Source organism: Kribbella sp. NPDC055071 (assembly GCF_053608045.1).
This window is the reverse complement of the sequence record NZ_JBSGUS010000013.1, coordinates 206,059-220,538: the sequence shown is the minus strand read 5'-3', so window position 1 is coordinate 220,538 and position 14,480 is coordinate 206,059. Positions and strand designations below refer to the sequence as shown.

The following is a 14,480-nucleotide window of genomic DNA, read 5'->3' as shown; positions in this document are numbered from 1 at the left end:
CGCGCTCGGTCGGATCAGCTCGGTAGTTTGCGTGTGTCGATCAACTGTTGCGCGACGTCGCGGAGCTTCGTATTGGTGTCCTGGGAATACCGCTTCAGGATCGCGAACGCACGGTCGCCGTCCACGTCGTAGCGCTCCATCAGGATCCCCATCGCCTGCCCGACCAGCTTTCGGGCGTCGACCGCCTGCGCCAGACTCGCCTCGCGCCGGGCGCTGGCAACCGCCACTGAAGCATGGCGCGCCAGGATCTCCGCGACCGCCTCGTCGTCGGCGTCGAAGGCATCCGGCACCGAGCTGTACAACCCCAGCACGCCGACCGTGCCGGCCGAGGTCGTCAACGGGACGTCCAGCACAGTGCGGACCCCCAGCGACAGCACCTTCGACGCCCAGTCCGGCCACCGGCCGTCTGTCACGGTGTCACGAATCAACACTGTCCGGTGGTCGCTCATCGACTCGACGAGAGGGCCCTCGCGGCTCGCCATCTGCCACTGGTAGATCTCCTCCACCACCGGATCCGTGACCGCCGGGACCTCGGGGCGCCCGCGGGTGGCCAGCGCGACACCGGCATAGGAACAGTTCACGGCCTGCAGAGCGAACTCCACCACGGCCTGCACTGTCTCCTCGACGCCATCGGTTTCGTGCAGCTCGACAGCCAACCGCGCGAACACATCGGCCAACGCGTCGTCGTCCGCAACGAGGCCCGATGCGGCAGCTTCCAGACCGAGGACGTCGGCGCCCACCTCGTCTGTCCGTTCACCGATCTCCATGGGTACATGATGCACGGCCGAGCCACCTCCGAGCCAACCGCGCCACGAGTCGACTTCCGCTGGTCGCCGCAGGTCAGACGATGTAGCGATCACCAGGTCGCACGACCCGCAACCAGCGGCATCCGTACGGTTCCAGCTCCAGTGTCAAGAGGCCGTCCAAGCTGACGTCCGCCGAACCGTCCCGGAGCAGATCGACCGCCTGTACGCCGACGCCGGCACCGGCAACCGCCACCGTGATCTTGGCCGGGTCGGCGGAGAAGTTGTGGGCGGTGACGATCGTCCCGTCCTCGTGATCGGTCCGGTGCGCGAACACGGTCGGCACATCGGACTCGAGGATCGTGCACTCGCCCCACGACAGCTCCGGGCACTCGCGATAACGCCGTATGAGCAACTTCATCCAGTTGAGCAGCGAATCCGGATCGCGCCGCTGGGCCGCGACGTTGACATGCTCCGGCGCGAACTCGCCCACGGCGACCGGAGCCGCGAGCTGATCGGGATCCGCGGTCGAGAAGCCGCCGTTCACGCCGGCGGTCCACTGCATCGGCGTCCGGACGGCGCTGCGCCCTGGTACGGCCAGGTTCTCCCCCATGCCGATCTCCTCGCCGTAGAACAGCACCGGCGTACCGGGAAGCGAGAACAGCAGACTGTAAACCATCTTCAGCCGGGCCTGGTCGTTGCCCAGCATCGGCGGCAGCCGCCGGCGCAGACCACGACCGTAGAGCTGCATGTCCTTGTCCGGTCCGAAGGCGTCAAAGACCTCTTGACGCTCGTCGTCGGACAGCTTGTCCAGCGTGAGCTCGTCGTGGTTGCGCACGAAGGTGCCCCACTGGCTCTCCTCCGGCGGCGCGGGCCGCTGCCGCAGCGCCTTGATCAGCTCGGCCGGGCTGCTGCGCGCCAGCGACAGGTAGAGCCGCTGCATGCCGATGAAGTCGAAGCACATCGTCAACTCGTCGCCGTCCTCGTCACCGAAGAAGCGCCGTACGTCGGGATACGGCAGGTTGACCTCACCGAGCAGCATCGACTGGCCCCGCCGCCGGTCCAGGAACGACCGGAGATCGCGCAGGTAGTCGTGCGGATCCGGCAGGTTGGCCGCATCCGGAGAACCGGCGGTGTCGAGCAGGAAGGGTACGGCGTCCACCCGGAAGCCGGACAGGCCGAGCTGGGCCCAGAAGCCGATCACCCGCTCGATCTCCTCACGCACCTCCGCGTTGGCGATGTCGAGATCCGGCTGGTGCTTGTAGAACCGATGCAGGTAGTACTGGCCGGCCTTTTCGTCGTACTGCCAGAGGCTGTCCTCCTGGTCGGGGAAGACGATGCCCTTCGTCGCGTCCGCCGGCGGCTGGTCCTGCCAGACGTACCAACCCCGGTACGGCGATTCCCGCGACGACCGCGCGCTCTGGAACCAGGGATGCTGGTTGGAGGTGTGGTTGACGACCAGATCCGCGATCACGCGGATCCCGCGGTCCTGGGCCAGCGTGATGAGCTCGACCAGATCGCCATGGGTCCCCAACCGCGGATCGACACCGTAGAAGTCGGTGATGTCGTAGCCGTCGTCACGATCCGGGGTCGGGTAGAACGGCATCAGCCACAGGCAGGTCACGCCGAGCTCGGCCAGGTGATCTATCCGCTGGCCGACTCCGCGCAGGTCGCCTCGTCCGTCGCCGTTGGTGTCGAAGAACGTCTCGACGTCGAGGCAGTAGATCACCGCGTTCTTCCACCAGACATCCGCAGTCTCAGTAAGCCGCATTCCTCCCTGTGCCCACCCACCCCGACAGCATGTGCTCGAGCAACCCGGGTACCGGATCGACGACCGAATCGAACCGAAGGGACACCGATGAATGCTCCTGTCGTCGTCATCACCGGCGCGAGCGCTGGGATCGGCCGCGCCAGCGCCGTCGCCTTCGCCCGGCGCGGTGCCAAGGTCGCGCTGCTCGCCCGCGGCGAAGCAGGTCTGCGCGGCGCGGCCGAAGACGTGGAGAACGCAGGCGGCGTGGCTCTCCCCCTCTCGGTCGATGTCGCCGACTACGACCAGGTCGAAGCCGCGGCCGAGCGGGTCGAGAAGGAGCTCGGGCCGATCGAGGTCTGGGTCAATTCCGCCTTCGCGACGGTGTTCGCGCCGTTCCAGCAGATCGAACCGAGAGAGTTCAAGCGGGCTACAGAGGTCTCGTACCTCGGCTATGTGTACGGGACGCGGGTGGCCCTGGATCGGATGAAGCCGCGTGATCGTGGCGCGATCGTCCAGGTGGGTTCCGCGTTGGCCTATCGCGGCATCCCGCTGCAGTCGGTCTATTGCGGCGCCAAGCACGCCATCCAGGGATTCCACGACTCGTTGCGCAGCGAACTCCTGCACGACAAGTCGAACGTGCACGTGACGATGGTGCAGATGCCGGCCGTCAACACCCCGCAGTTCTCGTGGGTGCTGTCCCGGCTGCCCAAGCATCCGCAACCGGTGCCGCCGATCTACCAACCCGAGTTGGCGGCCGACGCCGTTGTCTTTGCCGCGGACCATCCGCGCCGACGCGAGTACTGGGTCGGTGGACCGACGATGGCCACCTTGATCGCCAACAAGTTCATACCGGGGGTGCTGGATCACTACCTCGCCGCGACCGGCTACCAGTCACAGCAGACCGACAAGCCGGACGACGCGGTGGCGAATCTTTGGGGCCCCGCCGACAGCGAGACCGAACACGACTACGGCGCGCACGGCATCTTCGACGAGAAGGCGACCACCCGCAGCTATCAGCTGTGGGCCTCGCAGCATCGCGCTCTGCTCGGCACGGCCGCCGTCGGCGCCGCCGGCGCTTTGATCACCCGAGCCATCCGTCGGCGCTGATCTCTTGCGCAGGTTTGTTCGGTACGGCGGAGTACGCCCGCCCGGGTGATACCGGGCGGGCGTACAGGCTACTCAAGCAGCGAGTTGCTGAGGTGCGAGCCGATCCCGGAGGTCGTCCAGGATCTGCCGGAGCAGGCGCGAAACCTGCATCTGGCTGACGCCGATCTCGGCGCCGATGTCGGCCTGCTTGCGGCCTTCCACGAAACGCAGCTGGAGAATCTGCCGATCCCGCGGGGACAGATCGTTCAGAACCGGCTGGAGCATGTCGATCGTTTCCAGCTGGTCCAGGGACTTGTCGTCCTCATCGGCCACCGTCTCGGCCAGGGTCAGACCCGCGTCCGCCTCCGGACGATCCAGCGACAAGACGTTGAAGCAACCCCTTGCAGCCAAGGCCTGTTCGACCTCTTCGGGCTCTGCCTCGATGTACGCACTGATCTCCGCCGGAGTCGGTTCGCGCCCGAGCTCCTGCTCGATCTGCGGCAACTTCGCCGCGATCAATCCTTGCAGTTCCTGGAGCCGGCGGGGGATCCGCACCGTCCAGGCACAGTCCCGGAAGTAGCGCTTCACCTCACCCCGGATCGTCGGTACGGCGTACCCGATGAACGGCGTATCGGCGTCGAGCCGATAACCGTGGGCAGCCTTCACCAGGCCCAGATACGCGACCTGTTCGAGGTCCTCCGCATCGGGACCGCGGTGGCGAAAACGATGCGCGATGCCACGGGCGATCTCGATGTTGAGCTCGATCACTTCGGAGAGGAGCTGCTGCTGCTCCGCCTCGTTCGTACTGCGTTCCCGGCGTTCCAGCAACTCTCTGGTTGCTGCTTCCCGGGCGGCTCGAGCATCAGCTGAGCGGCTCTGGGTTGCCGATTGGACTGGACTGACTAGAGAAACCATGTTTCCGACCTCGCGACGTATCGTCACGGCGTGGCACATCTCTGAACCACGGTCAGCAGTACTTCAGACCCTACCCCGTCCACGCAGGGCCATAAACCCTAACTTTGTGTAACAGTCGTCCAACGGATCTGTGGCACTGTGTCACACCTCGCAGTTTGGTTGCTCATAGCAACCATTGGAAGAAGGTTGCCGACGGCTACTGACCGGTGCGTGCGACCCGTTCGACGACGGGGCGCCAGAAGTCCAGCGGCGCGACGGTGAGGCCGACGATCTTGCCCGCGTCGTCGGCCCGGCGCAGAGCCACCGCGGCTGCGAAGTCGGGATCGCCTTCGAAGGCACGGATCTCGTCGGGGGTCATCGGACCGCCTTGGGCGACGAGGGTGCGTTGGCTCGACGGTGAGAGCCGTTCGGCATGCGCGGCGTCGGTCGCCGCGAGGTAGCGCTTCGCGACCACATGCAGCTCGACCAGGCGCGCGACGCGCTCGCCGAGCAGACCGTGGACGGCCGTTGCGCCGTTGCGGCCGTGGCCTGCGTCGTCGCCAGGCTGCAGCGTATGACCGATGTCGTGAACGAGCCCGGCAGCCTGGAGCTCCTCGTCGTCGGGGTAGTCGCGACGCAACAACTCGGCGCACTGCCGATCGTGGTCGAGGATGTCGACCGGGTCGCCACTGCGGTCGGGCATGTCCCACTTGTCCGCGCAGTCGGCCAGCAGCGTCATCAGCTCATCGACGCTGCCGACCGAGAGGCCAGGGGTCAAGACCGGTCGTAGTGGCTGGGCGGGAACGGGTGCTTGTCGGTCAGCGGGTAGATCTCGCCTTCCGACTCCTCCCGGTGCAGCTCCGCCTCGGCCTCCTGGTACTCCTCGGTGTCGCTCAGGTCGGTCGGCACCGGCTCGTCGGTGGCCGCCGGCACGTCATCCGGGTCGTAGGCGTCGATGCCCGCCTCGACCCGCTCCTGCTCGGTGCGGTGGGCCAGCTCGTCGTCATCGGGCCGCAGCGACGAGGCACCGCCGTGCTCACGCCGGTCGCGTCGCGCGTTCTCGGACGTCTCGAAGGGCTCCTGCGTCATCGTTCCTCCTCAAGCACCACACGACTGATGTGCCTCACTCGTGGACCACAGTACTCACGCTTGCCGCCGAGCGGATCCCCTGCCCGCGACCGGTCGGGCCGACCCCACCTGCGAGGCGAGAAAGCGCTTGCAGCCTTGTCTAGCGATCGACGCGATCAGGTCAGATTTTCGTCACGACACTTTCTGAAATCGCTTTCAGCCAGGGTCTTGTCAGCGATCCGCCCAGGAGCTACGGTCCCTGGGCAAGCGCTTACCGGCGAACGCCGGCGACCCTGCCCGAGGAGGGCTCCCATGAAGGCACTACTCCCCCTGAAGTCACTGGGACGTGCGGCTACGACGACCGTCTGCCTGGCGGCGGCGATCGCGCTGCTGACCGCAGCCTGCGGCACGGACCCGGACCGCGCCTCGAACGGCACTGGTGACGGCAAGAACGTCACCTTGAAGATCTGGGACTTCTCCGCCGAGCAGGTCGACTTCCACAAGAAGGTCGCCGCCGAGTACCACAAGCAGCACCCGGACGTGACCGTCGAGTGGCGATCGATCACGCAGTCCGAGTACACCAAGACGCTGCCGCTGGCCTTCCAGAGCAACCAGGCCCCGGACATCTTCTACTGGAGCGACTCCGGCCCGAACAACATGAACCAACTGCTCGAGCAGCAATGGATCAAGCCGCTGACTCCGAGCGGCACGGTGACCGACGACTTCCTCAAGCGCTGGCCGGCCGGATCGTTCATCGAGGGCATCAACCAGTCCGGCGGCAAGACCTACGGTTTCCCCTTCTCGGAGAACCTCTACTGGGGTCCGGGCTACATGTTCGTCAACAAGAAGGTGTTCGGCGACGCCGGGCTGGACGTGAACAACCCGCCGAAGACCTGGACCGACCTCAAGAACGCCTGTGCCGCAGTGAAGTCGAAGACCAAGGCCCAATGCATCGCCTCGCCGAGCAAGGGCAAGGAGCTGCAGCGGATCCTCGGAGCCCTCGCTCCGGGTCTGCGCAACGAGCAATTCTTCGACTTCAAGACCGGCAGGTTCGCGCTCGACGATGCCGCGTCGTTGAAGACGTTCGACTTCGTCGAGGACCTGAACAGGTCCGGTTACCTCGCGCCGGGCACCAACGACAAGGACTTCTCCCGTCAGCAGTTCGCCGCGAACCAGGCCGCGATCTACTTCGACGGCACCTGGATGCCGAGCGTCTGGAACAGCCAGGGCTTCGACCATGACAAGTACGTCGTCGCCCCGCACCCGAACCCCGACACCGGAGCGACCGGCGCCCTCTCCCGCCAGCCGGACGGCAACAAGTACTGGATCAGCTCCAAGACCACCCAGCCCGACAAGGCCTGGGACTTCATGAACTGGATGACCGATCCGAACGGCTTCTTCGTCAAGGAGTACTACAAGGCCGGATTCGGCACGCTCGCCTTCGCCGACAACAAGAAGCTCGTCACGGACCCGGCGCTGCTGCAGATCATGAAGATCGCCGAGACGCCCGGCTACCGGGTCAACCTCCCGATCCCGGTACTGAAGTGCCCCGACCTGGCCAAGTCCAAGGCGTATCTGAAGGCGACCGCCAAGCGCCCGTCGGGCGAGTACGAGGTCATGGTCGAGGCGCTCGTGGGGAACAAGCCGCTGCAACCGCTCGCGGCCCAACTCGTCAAGGAGCGCCAGGACATCTTCGAGAAGACCCTGGCCGAGGAGGCCGCTTCGGGTCTGAAGGTGTCGAAGGACTGCTACACGTTCCCCGACTGGAACTACCAGTCCGACTACGGCCTCGACAAGTACAAGAAATGACCGCCACCCTCCAGGCGCCGGCGCCCGAGACCGGGGCGCAACCGCCTCGACGCCGGGCCCGACGCCGTACGGCGGATCCCAACCGCGAGCAGGTCCGTGGGTTCGACAAGTTCTGGGTGTTCGTCTTCCTGGTGCCGTTCCTGCTGCTCTATCTCGGGTTCACGTTGTGGCCGCTGGTCGCCACGGTCTACTACTCGTTCTTCGACTGGGACGGGATCGGGCCGATCAACAACTTCGTCGGCGCCGGCAACTACGGCTCGATCCTGAACGACAAGCTGTTCTGGCTGGCCGTGGCCAACACGTTGATCTTCGCCGTCCTGAACACCGCCATCAAACTACCCCTGTCGTTGCTGATGGCAATCGTCCTGACGCGGAAGTGGCTGAAGGGCAGCAAGCTGTTCCGGACGGTGTTCTTCGCGCCGTTGATCATCCCGGTCGCGATGGCCGGGCTGGTCTTCACCTACCTGCTCAACCCGTCGAACGGCGCGCTCAACGCCCTGCTGCTCGACCTCCACCTCGTGGACCACCCGGTCGACGTGTTCGCCGGCCGGTGGAGTGCGCTGCTGGTGATCGTGCTGGTCTCGATCTGGCAGATCTTCGGTCAGTACCTGATCTACTGGATCGCGGCCTTGCAGAACGTGCCCGAGGAGGTCTACGAGGCCGCCGACATCGACGGCGCGAACGAGTGGCAGAAGGCGACGCTGATCACGCTGCCGATGATCAAGCCGGTCGCGGTCGTGATCCTGCTGCTGGCGCTGGTCAATGCGATGCACGTCTTCGGCCTGGTCGTCACCCTCACCGGCGGAGGTCCCGGCACCAGCACCTACGTCGTCTCGTACTTCATCTACCAGGAGGCGTTCGGCAGCGTGCCGTTCTCGTACGGGTACGCGTCCGCCGCCGCGCTGCTCTTCTCGGTGATCGCGTTCGTCCTGGTCACCAGCCAGGGTGTCTTCGTCCGCCGGGCCCAGAAGCTGCGGAAGGAGTACGGCGTCTGATGACCGGCAACCGACGGCACCTGCGGCTGAACCTGATCGCGATCCCGATCCTGCTGGTGATCTCGCTGGTCTGGATCTATCCGTTCCTGTGGACGATCTCGGCGTCGTTCAAGACCCAGATCGGCGTCTTCACCGGTGGCGCGAACCTGATCCCGGACCAGCTGAACTTCGACAACTTCGAGCGCGCCTGGGTCAACGCCGGGTTCTCCCGGTTCTTCGCCAACACCGTGCTGTACTCCTCGGTCTCGACGCTGGTCGAGGTCGTCAAGGCGGCCCTGTGCGGGTACGTGCTGGCCCGATACGACTTTCCGGGCCGGCAGTTCCTGCATCGGATGATCATCGCGACGCTGTTCATCCCGGTGGCCTCCATCATCGTGCCGCAGTTCGTTCTGGTCGAACAGCTCGGCCTGCTGAACACCCGGGCCGGCGTGATCCTCGCGATGTCCGGGTCGGCCGGGGCCTTGTACGTGCTGATGTTCACCGGGTTCTTCTCGACCGTGCCGACCGAGCTCTTCGACGCCGCCAAGATCGACGGCGCGGGTTTCCTGCGCACGTTCCGGCTGGTGTTACCGCTCGCGAAGCCGGTGATCGCGGTGGTGGTGATCTTTCAGTTCGTCAGCAACTGGAACGAGTTCAACATCCCGCTGGTCTTCACGCTCGGCCAGCCGGACCTGCAGAATCTCGCGGTCGGGATGCTGTCGTTCAAGGGCGAGCACTCGGTCGACTGGTCCGGGTTCGCGGCCGGTATGACGATCTCGTTCGCACCGATGCTGATCGTGTTCCTGCTCTTCCAGAACTACTTCGTGCGCGGCCTGGCCGGCGCCACCAAGGGGTGATCCGATGCGCAACGGCGTCTTCGCCTACACCTGGGACCTGGTCGGCGATCCGGCCGCGGCCGAGCGGTTCGCCTCGCTCGGCGTGGAGACGGTCACGCTGCAGGCGGCGTACCACTCCGTCCGGGCCACGACGGCCTGGCATCCGCGGCATCGCGTCGTACACGCCGACTACGCGGCGGCCTACTTCCGGTTTCGCCCGGAGCGCTGGGTCGGACGGCGCCTCCGCCCGGCCGCACCGGCGTGGGGTGTCGACGACCCGGACCGCTTCGGTACGGCGAACGCCGCCCTCACCTCCGCGGGCCTGGACACCGAGGCGTGGTTGGTGCTGACCCATTCGTCCAGCCTGGGCCGGTTGGCGCCCGACCTCACGGTTCGGAACGCGTTCGGCGAGCGTTTCGGCTATGCGTTGTGCCCGGCGCAGGCGGAGGTGCGGGACTACGCACTGACGCTGGTCCAGGAGGTGTGCGAGCAGTACGACGTCCCCGCGTTGATGCTGGAGGCGTGTGGGTGGCTCGGGTTCGAGCACGGGAGTCATCACGAGAAGACCGACGGCGCAGACCTGTCGTCGGGTGCCCGGGATCTGCTGTCCATCTGCCTCTGCCCGGCATGCTCCGCGGCGCTGGCCGGGCGCGGCCTGGATGTGATCGAGCTGGCGGCCGATATCCGGACGACGGTCGACCAGGAGATGCGGAACGGCGTACCCGCCGCGGCCGGCCTGGTCGAGGCGCTGGGCCGGGAGCGCACGGAGGCGCTCTTCGGCCATCGTCGCGAGGTCATCACGAGTTTGGTCACAGCGGTTGCATCGCTCGCGAACGATCGCAATCTGTTGCTGATGGCAACCGATGATCCACAGGTGACCGGCCCGGATGTCGGCGTCGAATTTTCCGGCCCGCAGCCGAATGCGTTCGTGATCAAGTGCTGGGACGACGACGAGGTGGCCATCGCCAGGGTCAAGGCGGCGGCCGCACGAACGTCGGTGCCGCTGATCGCGAACGTCAACGCCCTCGGCGAACGCCCGTCCGAGCTCCCGTCGCTGGTCACTCGCCTGATCGCGGCCGGCGCAGCCGAAGTCCGGTACTACCACGCCGGGCTGGCCTCGCCGGCGCGTCAAGCGGCGATCCGGGCCGCCGTGCGGGAGACCGCATGAAGCTCGTCCTGATACCACCACACGCCGACGCCACCGCGGATTGGCCGCGCCGCCTGATGTCCGACGTCCCCGGGCTGACCGTGGTCCGGCCGACATCCGACGACGCTGCGACCGCGCTCAGCACAGCCGACGCTGCGTACGGCGTACTCCCGCCCGAACTGCTCGCAGTCACCACCCGCCTCCGCTGGCTCCAAGCACAACAGGCCGCGCCACCGCCTGGGTACTACTACCCCGAGCTGGTCGCGCATCCCGTGCAGGTGACGAACATGCGGGCCACCTACACCGACCACGTCGCCGAGCACACGCTCGCGATGGTCCTGGCGCTGACCCGAGGACTCCCCCGCTACCTCCACGATCAACAGCGAGCCGAATGGCACCCCGACTGGGATCCGGCATCGGTCGTTCCGTTGTCCGAGGCAACCGCTGTGGTCGTCGGTGTCGGAGCGGTCGGCGCCGAGATCGGCAGGCTGCTGTCCGCCTTCGGCGTCCGGGTCGTCGGCATCGACGCTCGCCGCTCCGACCTACCAGACGGATTCACGGCCATCCACCCGGCAGCTGCGCTGCCGGAACACCTCCCAACAGCCGAGCTGGTCATCCTCACCGTCCCCCACACTCCGGACACCGAGGGCATGGTCGACGCCGCCCTCCTCAAGCTGTTCAAACCCGAAGCGTTCCTCGTCAACGTCGGCCGCGGTCCGACCGTCCGACTCGACGCGCTCGACGCCGCGCTGGAGTCCGGCACCCTCCGCGGAGCCGCCCTCGACGTCTTCGAAACCGAGCCACTCCCCCCTGACCACTCGCTGTGGCGGCGCCCCGGCGTACTGATCACTCCTCATGTCGCCGGTGCCGGACCCCATGCCGACGAACGCCGTTACGCCGTACTCGTCGAGAACTGCCGCCGCTTCACCACCGGCCGAGCCCTGATCCACACCGTCGACAAAACCAAGTGGTTCTGAGAGGAAGATCGCCCATACAGAAAAGAACAAAAGCAGGGGAAGACAGGGACAGAAAAATAGAGAGGGAACTGGGTCCCTGGCTGAGGTCGGCGGCGGGAAGGAGGTTCGGGAGGATATCGCCTGATCAGGGAAGAGATCCTCCCCGAACCTGACTGTCCCGGGCCGGGCCGAAACCCCGGACCGCCCAGAGTGAGCCCGGAGTCGATACGGTTGGGCAATGTTCGAGCTCGGCACCGATGGTCCTCACTCGATCCTGGTCGGGGTCGACGGTTCGGAGACGTCGCTGCGCGCCGGGTCCTACGCCGCGGGACTGGCCAGACGCCAGGGCGCGCAGATCATCGTCCTGTTCGTCCACACTCCCCCGGGCGCCGGGATCCTCAGTGCGGGGCTGATCGAGGTGCAGCGCGAGGCACAGGTCACCGTCGTCTCCGAGCTCCGCGCCGACGCCGAGCACTGGGCGGGCGTCCTCGGCGTCCCCATCACCTTCCACGAACGCCACGGCAATCCGTACGTCGAGCTCGTCCGCCTGGCCGACGAGCTCCGCGTCGATGCCGTGGTGATCGGCGCGTCCATGCGCGCCGGGCACCGGCTAGTGGGCTCCCTCGCCTCTCGTCTGGTCCGAGACGCCCGCTGGCCGGTCACCGTCGTACCGTGATCCCGGCTCAGTAGCCGGAGCTGCTCGAGGTGGACGCCTGGGTGGTGATCTTCTTGCCGTCCGGGGCGTCGACCCACCACGTGCCGCCGACGGCCTGACCGGTGGTGTCGCCGGCCTTGGCGTCGTTCGCGTAGTAGTACAGCGGCCAGCCGGCCAGCGTCACCTGCTTCGTACCGTCCGCCCGCGTCACAGTGCCGACCAGTGAAGCATCGACGCCCGTGAGTTTCGGCGTACCGGTCCCGGCCAGCAGTGGGGGCCACGCGGTCGCGCAGGCGCCGTTGCAGTTGGACTTCGAGGGGTTGGCGGTATCGACGTCGTACACGTAGAGCGTGCGACCGGTGCCGTCGACAACGATGGTGCCGAGGTTCCCGGCGGTAGCCGTGGACAGCGCCGTACTGGCCGCCGGTGTCGCGGTGGCGGAGGGGGTCGGGCTGGGCGTGCTGCTCGCGGCGCTGGCACCGCCGCCGCAGGCTGTCAGGGTGGACAGTCCGAGTACGGCCGTCCCGATGACGAAGGCAATGCGCTTCATCTCTGGTTTCTCCTTGATCTGTTGATCATTCGACACTCCGCACACGGCCGGTGCGAGGCGATGGGTTCACCCTGCTCGGCAGGTTTACGGTTCGCCCCCAGGACCTCTTCCAGCTAGCCGGTACGCCGCGAGCGCGGCTTGACGGTGCCCGCCGGACCACGCGGTAATCTGAAACAGGGAGAGAGTGGGGCACTGATGGGTCGGACCCGAGTGGCGATCGCGGACGACGACGTCCTGCTCCGGGAGGGCCTCGCCAGCCTGCTGGAGCGCTCCGGGTTCGAGGTCGTCGGCCAGGCCGGCAACGGTCCGGAGCTCGTCGCGCTCGTCAAGGAGGAACTCCCGGATCTGGTCCTGGTCGACATCCGAATGCCGCCGGGCCACTCCACCGAGGGCCTGGTCGCGGCGCAGGCGATCCGTCGCGAGTACCCCCAGATCGCCGTGCTGCTGCTGTCGGCGCACGTCGAGGTCGAGCACGCGATGCAGATCCTCGCGAGCGGCCAGGGCGTCGGATATCTGCTGAAGAGCCGGGTCACGGATGTGACCGAGTTCACCGACACCCTGGAGCGGGTGGCGCGGGGTGGATCAGTGGTGGACCCGGCGTTGGTGAAGGAGCTCGTGGACGCACGGCATCGTCACGATCCGCTCGCCGTTCTGACCGACCGTGAGCGCGAAGTCCTCGCTCTCGTCGCCGAGGGACGCTCGAACGCGGGCGTTGCCCGTTTGTTATGGGTCACCGAGGGCACCGTAGAGAAACACGTCCGCAGCATCCTCACCAAGCTTCAACTCCCGGAGGCCGACGACGACCACCGCCGCGTTCTCGCGGTCCTCACCTATCTCGAGGGCCGCTGACAGTCCCGCCACCGGCGGAAAATTGCAGGCAGCCGGTAGGCAGGATGGCCGCTGGCGCCGAGGTCTGATCCGGATCCGCCCGCGAGGGTGGGAGTGCGTCGCAACGCTCGGACGCCCGTCCACCCCGAGGGAGCGCCATGTCCAGCTTTCGCCCACCCACGTCCGCGAGACCCGAGGCGACCTCCGGGTTCCGGCAAACCGTCCTCGTGATCGCACTGCTCGCGATCGTCATCGCGTTGGACCAGGCGACCAAGTGGTGGGGGTGGCGTCACGTCGACGGCTCGTTCATCAACCGCGGCAGCGACATGCTCACCGGCCCGCGCGTCGACGACTGGTACTCCGATCCCTTCACCGGCTCGGTCCTGGATCTGTTCGACGTCGGCGCGCTGACCACCGCCACCTTCTTGCTGGTACGACGTCGCCGTCCGGCCGTCGTACTGATCTCGGGCGCCCTGGTGATCGGTGGGTGGAGCAGCAACCAGCTCGACCGGATCGGCTTCCACACCTGGACCGCCCCCGGCAGTGTTCGCGGCGCGGTCGACTTCATTGCCTTCAGCCACTATCGCTACAACCTCGCGGATCTGGTGATCGTCGCGGCGACGCTCGTCCTCGGCCTGGCGATCGCGTGCTTGACCACCACTGCGCTGTATCGTCGCCTCCGCTCCGCCCGTGAGATCGCACTGCAACGACGCAGGGTGATCGCAGCGATGACGAGGAGTGCAGGTAGCCGGAATGCCGTTGGATCACATCGCTGAAATGCTGAGGCCATGCTTCGCTGCATCATTGTTGACGACAGCACCCGCTTCCTCGAGGTCGCCCGGGTCCTGCTGGAGCGCGACGGTATCGACGTGGTCGGTACCGCGTCGAACGGCGCGGAGGCGTTGGCCCTGGTCGCGCGGCTACGCCCGGACGTGACGCTGGTCGACATCGATCTCGGCGGCGAGAGCGGACTCCGGCTGGCAGCGCGCCTGGCCGAACAGGACGGCGGATCGTCGACACCGATGATCATGATCTCGACGCATTCGGAGGAGGACTACGCTGAGTTGGTCGCCGCGAGTCCCGCTCTCGGGTTCCTGCCGAAGACCGCCTTGTCGGGTGCGGCCATCAGAGCGACGCTGGGTGGCGCCGCCGAGCCAACCGGGCGGTGACTGCTCCAGCGACCG

At 66.8% G+C, this 14,480-nt stretch carries 16 protein-coding genes; 10 read left to right on the top strand and 6 right to left on the bottom strand.

The genetic code is table 11. The features are described from left to right. Positions 1–14 precede the first annotated feature (14 nt). Positions 15–767, bottom strand: coding sequence for an ANTAR domain-containing protein (locus tag ACWF4Z_RS22620; RefSeq protein WP_452245098.1), 753 nt, complete (start codon positions 765–767; stop codon positions 15–17). A gap of 73 nt (positions 768–840) precedes the next feature. Continuing rightward, positions 841–2,514 (bottom strand): alpha-amylase family protein, encoded by a 1,674-nt coding sequence (locus tag ACWF4Z_RS22615; RefSeq protein ID WP_452245097.1) that lies wholly within the window; start codon positions 2,512–2,514, stop codon positions 841–843. A gap of 87 nt (positions 2,515–2,601) precedes the next feature. On the opposite strand from ACWF4Z_RS22615, the gene ACWF4Z_RS22610 reads away from it, so the two are divergent. Beyond that, positions 2,602–3,600 (top strand): SDR family oxidoreductase, encoded by a 999-nt coding sequence (locus tag ACWF4Z_RS22610; protein WP_452245096.1) that lies wholly within the window; start codon positions 2,602–2,604, stop codon positions 3,598–3,600. A 72-nt stretch (positions 3,601–3,672) separates the two neighbouring features. Here the strand turns inward: ACWF4Z_RS22610 and ACWF4Z_RS22605 are convergent, their stop codons facing one another. The 3 genes from ACWF4Z_RS22605 to ACWF4Z_RS22595 form a co-directional block, all read right to left on the bottom strand. Then, positions 3,673–4,407 carry a sigma-70 family RNA polymerase sigma factor gene (locus tag ACWF4Z_RS22605; RefSeq protein ID WP_452245095.1) on the bottom strand — a complete coding sequence of 245 codons (735 nt, stop codon included), beginning with the start codon at positions 4,405–4,407 and terminating at the stop codon, positions 3,673–3,675. A gap of 283 nt (positions 4,408–4,690) precedes the next feature. Continuing rightward, positions 4,691–5,251, bottom strand: a complete 561-nt coding sequence (locus ACWF4Z_RS22600; RefSeq protein WP_452245094.1) for an HD domain-containing protein — start codon at positions 5,249–5,251, stop codon at positions 4,691–4,693. Further along, positions 5,248–5,562 carry a hypothetical protein gene (locus tag ACWF4Z_RS22595; protein WP_452245093.1) on the bottom strand — a complete coding sequence of 105 codons (315 nt, stop codon included), beginning with the start codon at positions 5,560–5,562 and terminating at the stop codon, positions 5,248–5,250. Before ACWF4Z_RS22595 ends, ACWF4Z_RS22600 begins: the two co-directional genes overlap by 4 nt. A 291-nt stretch (positions 5,563–5,853) precedes the next feature. Here ACWF4Z_RS22595 and ACWF4Z_RS22590 point away from each other — a divergent pair, with 291 nt between their 5' ends. From ACWF4Z_RS22590 to ACWF4Z_RS22565, 6 genes are all read left to right on the top strand, one after another. Then, positions 5,854–7,350 carry an ABC transporter substrate-binding protein gene (locus ACWF4Z_RS22590; RefSeq protein WP_452245092.1) on the top strand — a complete coding sequence of 499 codons (1,497 nt, stop codon included), beginning with the start codon at positions 5,854–5,856 and terminating at the stop codon, positions 7,348–7,350. Beyond that, entirely contained in the window at positions 7,347–8,345 is a 999-nt protein-coding gene (locus tag ACWF4Z_RS22585) for a carbohydrate ABC transporter permease (protein ID WP_452245091.1), read from the top strand. The genes ACWF4Z_RS22590 and ACWF4Z_RS22585 overlap by 4 nt, the downstream gene beginning before the upstream one ends. Continuing rightward, positions 8,345–9,181 (top strand): carbohydrate ABC transporter permease, encoded by an 837-nt coding sequence (locus ACWF4Z_RS22580; RefSeq protein WP_452245090.1) that lies wholly within the window; start codon positions 8,345–8,347, stop codon positions 9,179–9,181. The genes ACWF4Z_RS22585 and ACWF4Z_RS22580 overlap by 1 nt, the downstream gene beginning before the upstream one ends. A gap of 4 nt (positions 9,182–9,185) precedes the next feature. Further along, positions 9,186–10,328, top strand: coding sequence for a hypothetical protein (locus tag ACWF4Z_RS22575; RefSeq protein ID WP_452245089.1), 1,143 nt, complete (start codon positions 9,186–9,188; stop codon positions 10,326–10,328). Next, positions 10,325–11,284, top strand: a complete 960-nt coding sequence (locus ACWF4Z_RS22570; protein ID WP_452245088.1) for a D-2-hydroxyacid dehydrogenase — start codon at positions 10,325–10,327, stop codon at positions 11,282–11,284. Before ACWF4Z_RS22575 ends, ACWF4Z_RS22570 begins: the two co-directional genes overlap by 4 nt. 217 nt (positions 11,285–11,501) lie before the next feature. Beyond that, a complete protein-coding gene (locus ACWF4Z_RS22565; RefSeq protein ID WP_452245087.1) occupies positions 11,502–11,939 on the top strand; it encodes a universal stress protein in 438 nt (145 codons plus the stop codon). A 7-nt stretch (positions 11,940–11,946) separates the two neighbouring features. On the opposite strand, the gene ACWF4Z_RS22560 is transcribed toward ACWF4Z_RS22565, so the two are convergent. Continuing rightward, complete coding sequence (locus ACWF4Z_RS22560) at positions 11,947–12,468, bottom strand: hypothetical protein (RefSeq protein ID WP_452245086.1); 522 nt, start codon at positions 12,466–12,468, stop codon at positions 11,947–11,949. Between the two features lie 195 nt (positions 12,469–12,663). Here ACWF4Z_RS22560 and ACWF4Z_RS22555 point away from each other — a divergent pair, with 195 nt between their 5' ends. The 3 genes from ACWF4Z_RS22555 (at position 12,664) to ACWF4Z_RS22545 (ending at position 14,465) form a co-directional block, all read left to right on the top strand. Continuing rightward, positions 12,664–13,317, top strand: a complete 654-nt coding sequence (locus ACWF4Z_RS22555) for a response regulator transcription factor (RefSeq protein ID WP_452245085.1) — start codon at positions 12,664–12,666, stop codon at positions 13,315–13,317. Between the two features lie 137 nt (positions 13,318–13,454). Continuing rightward, positions 13,455–14,072 carry a signal peptidase II gene (locus ACWF4Z_RS22550; protein WP_452245084.1) on the top strand — a complete coding sequence of 206 codons (618 nt, stop codon included), beginning with the start codon at positions 13,455–13,457 and terminating at the stop codon, positions 14,070–14,072. Positions 14,073–14,084: 12 nt separating this feature from the next. Further along, positions 14,085–14,465 carry a response regulator transcription factor gene (locus tag ACWF4Z_RS22545; RefSeq protein ID WP_452245083.1) on the top strand — a complete coding sequence of 127 codons (381 nt, stop codon included), beginning with the start codon at positions 14,085–14,087 and terminating at the stop codon, positions 14,463–14,465. Positions 14,466–14,480 lie beyond the last annotated feature (15 nt).

What these genes read in the sequence shown, in the direction of transcription:
- ACWF4Z_RS22620 (WP_452245098.1), bottom strand. Translation starts at nt 767, where the DNA reads ATGGAGATCGGTGAACGGACAGACGAGGTGGGCGCCGACGTCCTCGGT.
- ACWF4Z_RS22615 (WP_452245097.1), bottom strand. Translation starts at nt 2,514, where the DNA reads ATGCGGCTTACTGAGACTGCGGATGTCTGGTGGAAGAACGCGGTGATC.
- ACWF4Z_RS22610 (WP_452245096.1), top strand. Translation starts at nt 2,602, where the DNA reads ATGAATGCTCCTGTCGTCGTCATCACCGGCGCGAGCGCTGGGATCGGC.
- ACWF4Z_RS22595 (WP_452245093.1), bottom strand. Translation starts at nt 5,562, where the DNA reads ATGACGCAGGAGCCCTTCGAGACGTCCGAGAACGCGCGACGCGACCGG.
- ACWF4Z_RS22590 (WP_452245092.1), top strand. Translation starts at nt 5,854, where the DNA reads ATGAAGGCACTACTCCCCCTGAAGTCACTGGGACGTGCGGCTACGACG.
- ACWF4Z_RS22585 (WP_452245091.1), top strand. Translation starts at nt 7,347, where the DNA reads ATGACCGCCACCCTCCAGGCGCCGGCGCCCGAGACCGGGGCGCAACCG.
- ACWF4Z_RS22580 (WP_452245090.1), top strand. Translation starts at nt 8,345, where the DNA reads ATGACCGGCAACCGACGGCACCTGCGGCTGAACCTGATCGCGATCCCG.
- ACWF4Z_RS22575 (WP_452245089.1), top strand. Translation starts at nt 9,186, where the DNA reads ATGCGCAACGGCGTCTTCGCCTACACCTGGGACCTGGTCGGCGATCCG.
- ACWF4Z_RS22570 (WP_452245088.1), top strand. Translation starts at nt 10,325, where the DNA reads ATGAAGCTCGTCCTGATACCACCACACGCCGACGCCACCGCGGATTGG.
- ACWF4Z_RS22565 (WP_452245087.1), top strand. Translation starts at nt 11,502, where the DNA reads ATGTTCGAGCTCGGCACCGATGGTCCTCACTCGATCCTGGTCGGGGTC.
- ACWF4Z_RS22560 (WP_452245086.1), bottom strand. Translation starts at nt 12,468, where the DNA reads ATGAAGCGCATTGCCTTCGTCATCGGGACGGCCGTACTCGGACTGTCC.
- ACWF4Z_RS22555 (WP_452245085.1), top strand. Translation starts at nt 12,664, where the DNA reads ATGGGTCGGACCCGAGTGGCGATCGCGGACGACGACGTCCTGCTCCGG.
- ACWF4Z_RS22550 (WP_452245084.1), top strand. Translation starts at nt 13,455, where the DNA reads ATGTCCAGCTTTCGCCCACCCACGTCCGCGAGACCCGAGGCGACCTCC.
- ACWF4Z_RS22545 (WP_452245083.1), top strand. Translation starts at nt 14,085, where the DNA reads ATGCTTCGCTGCATCATTGTTGACGACAGCACCCGCTTCCTCGAGGTC.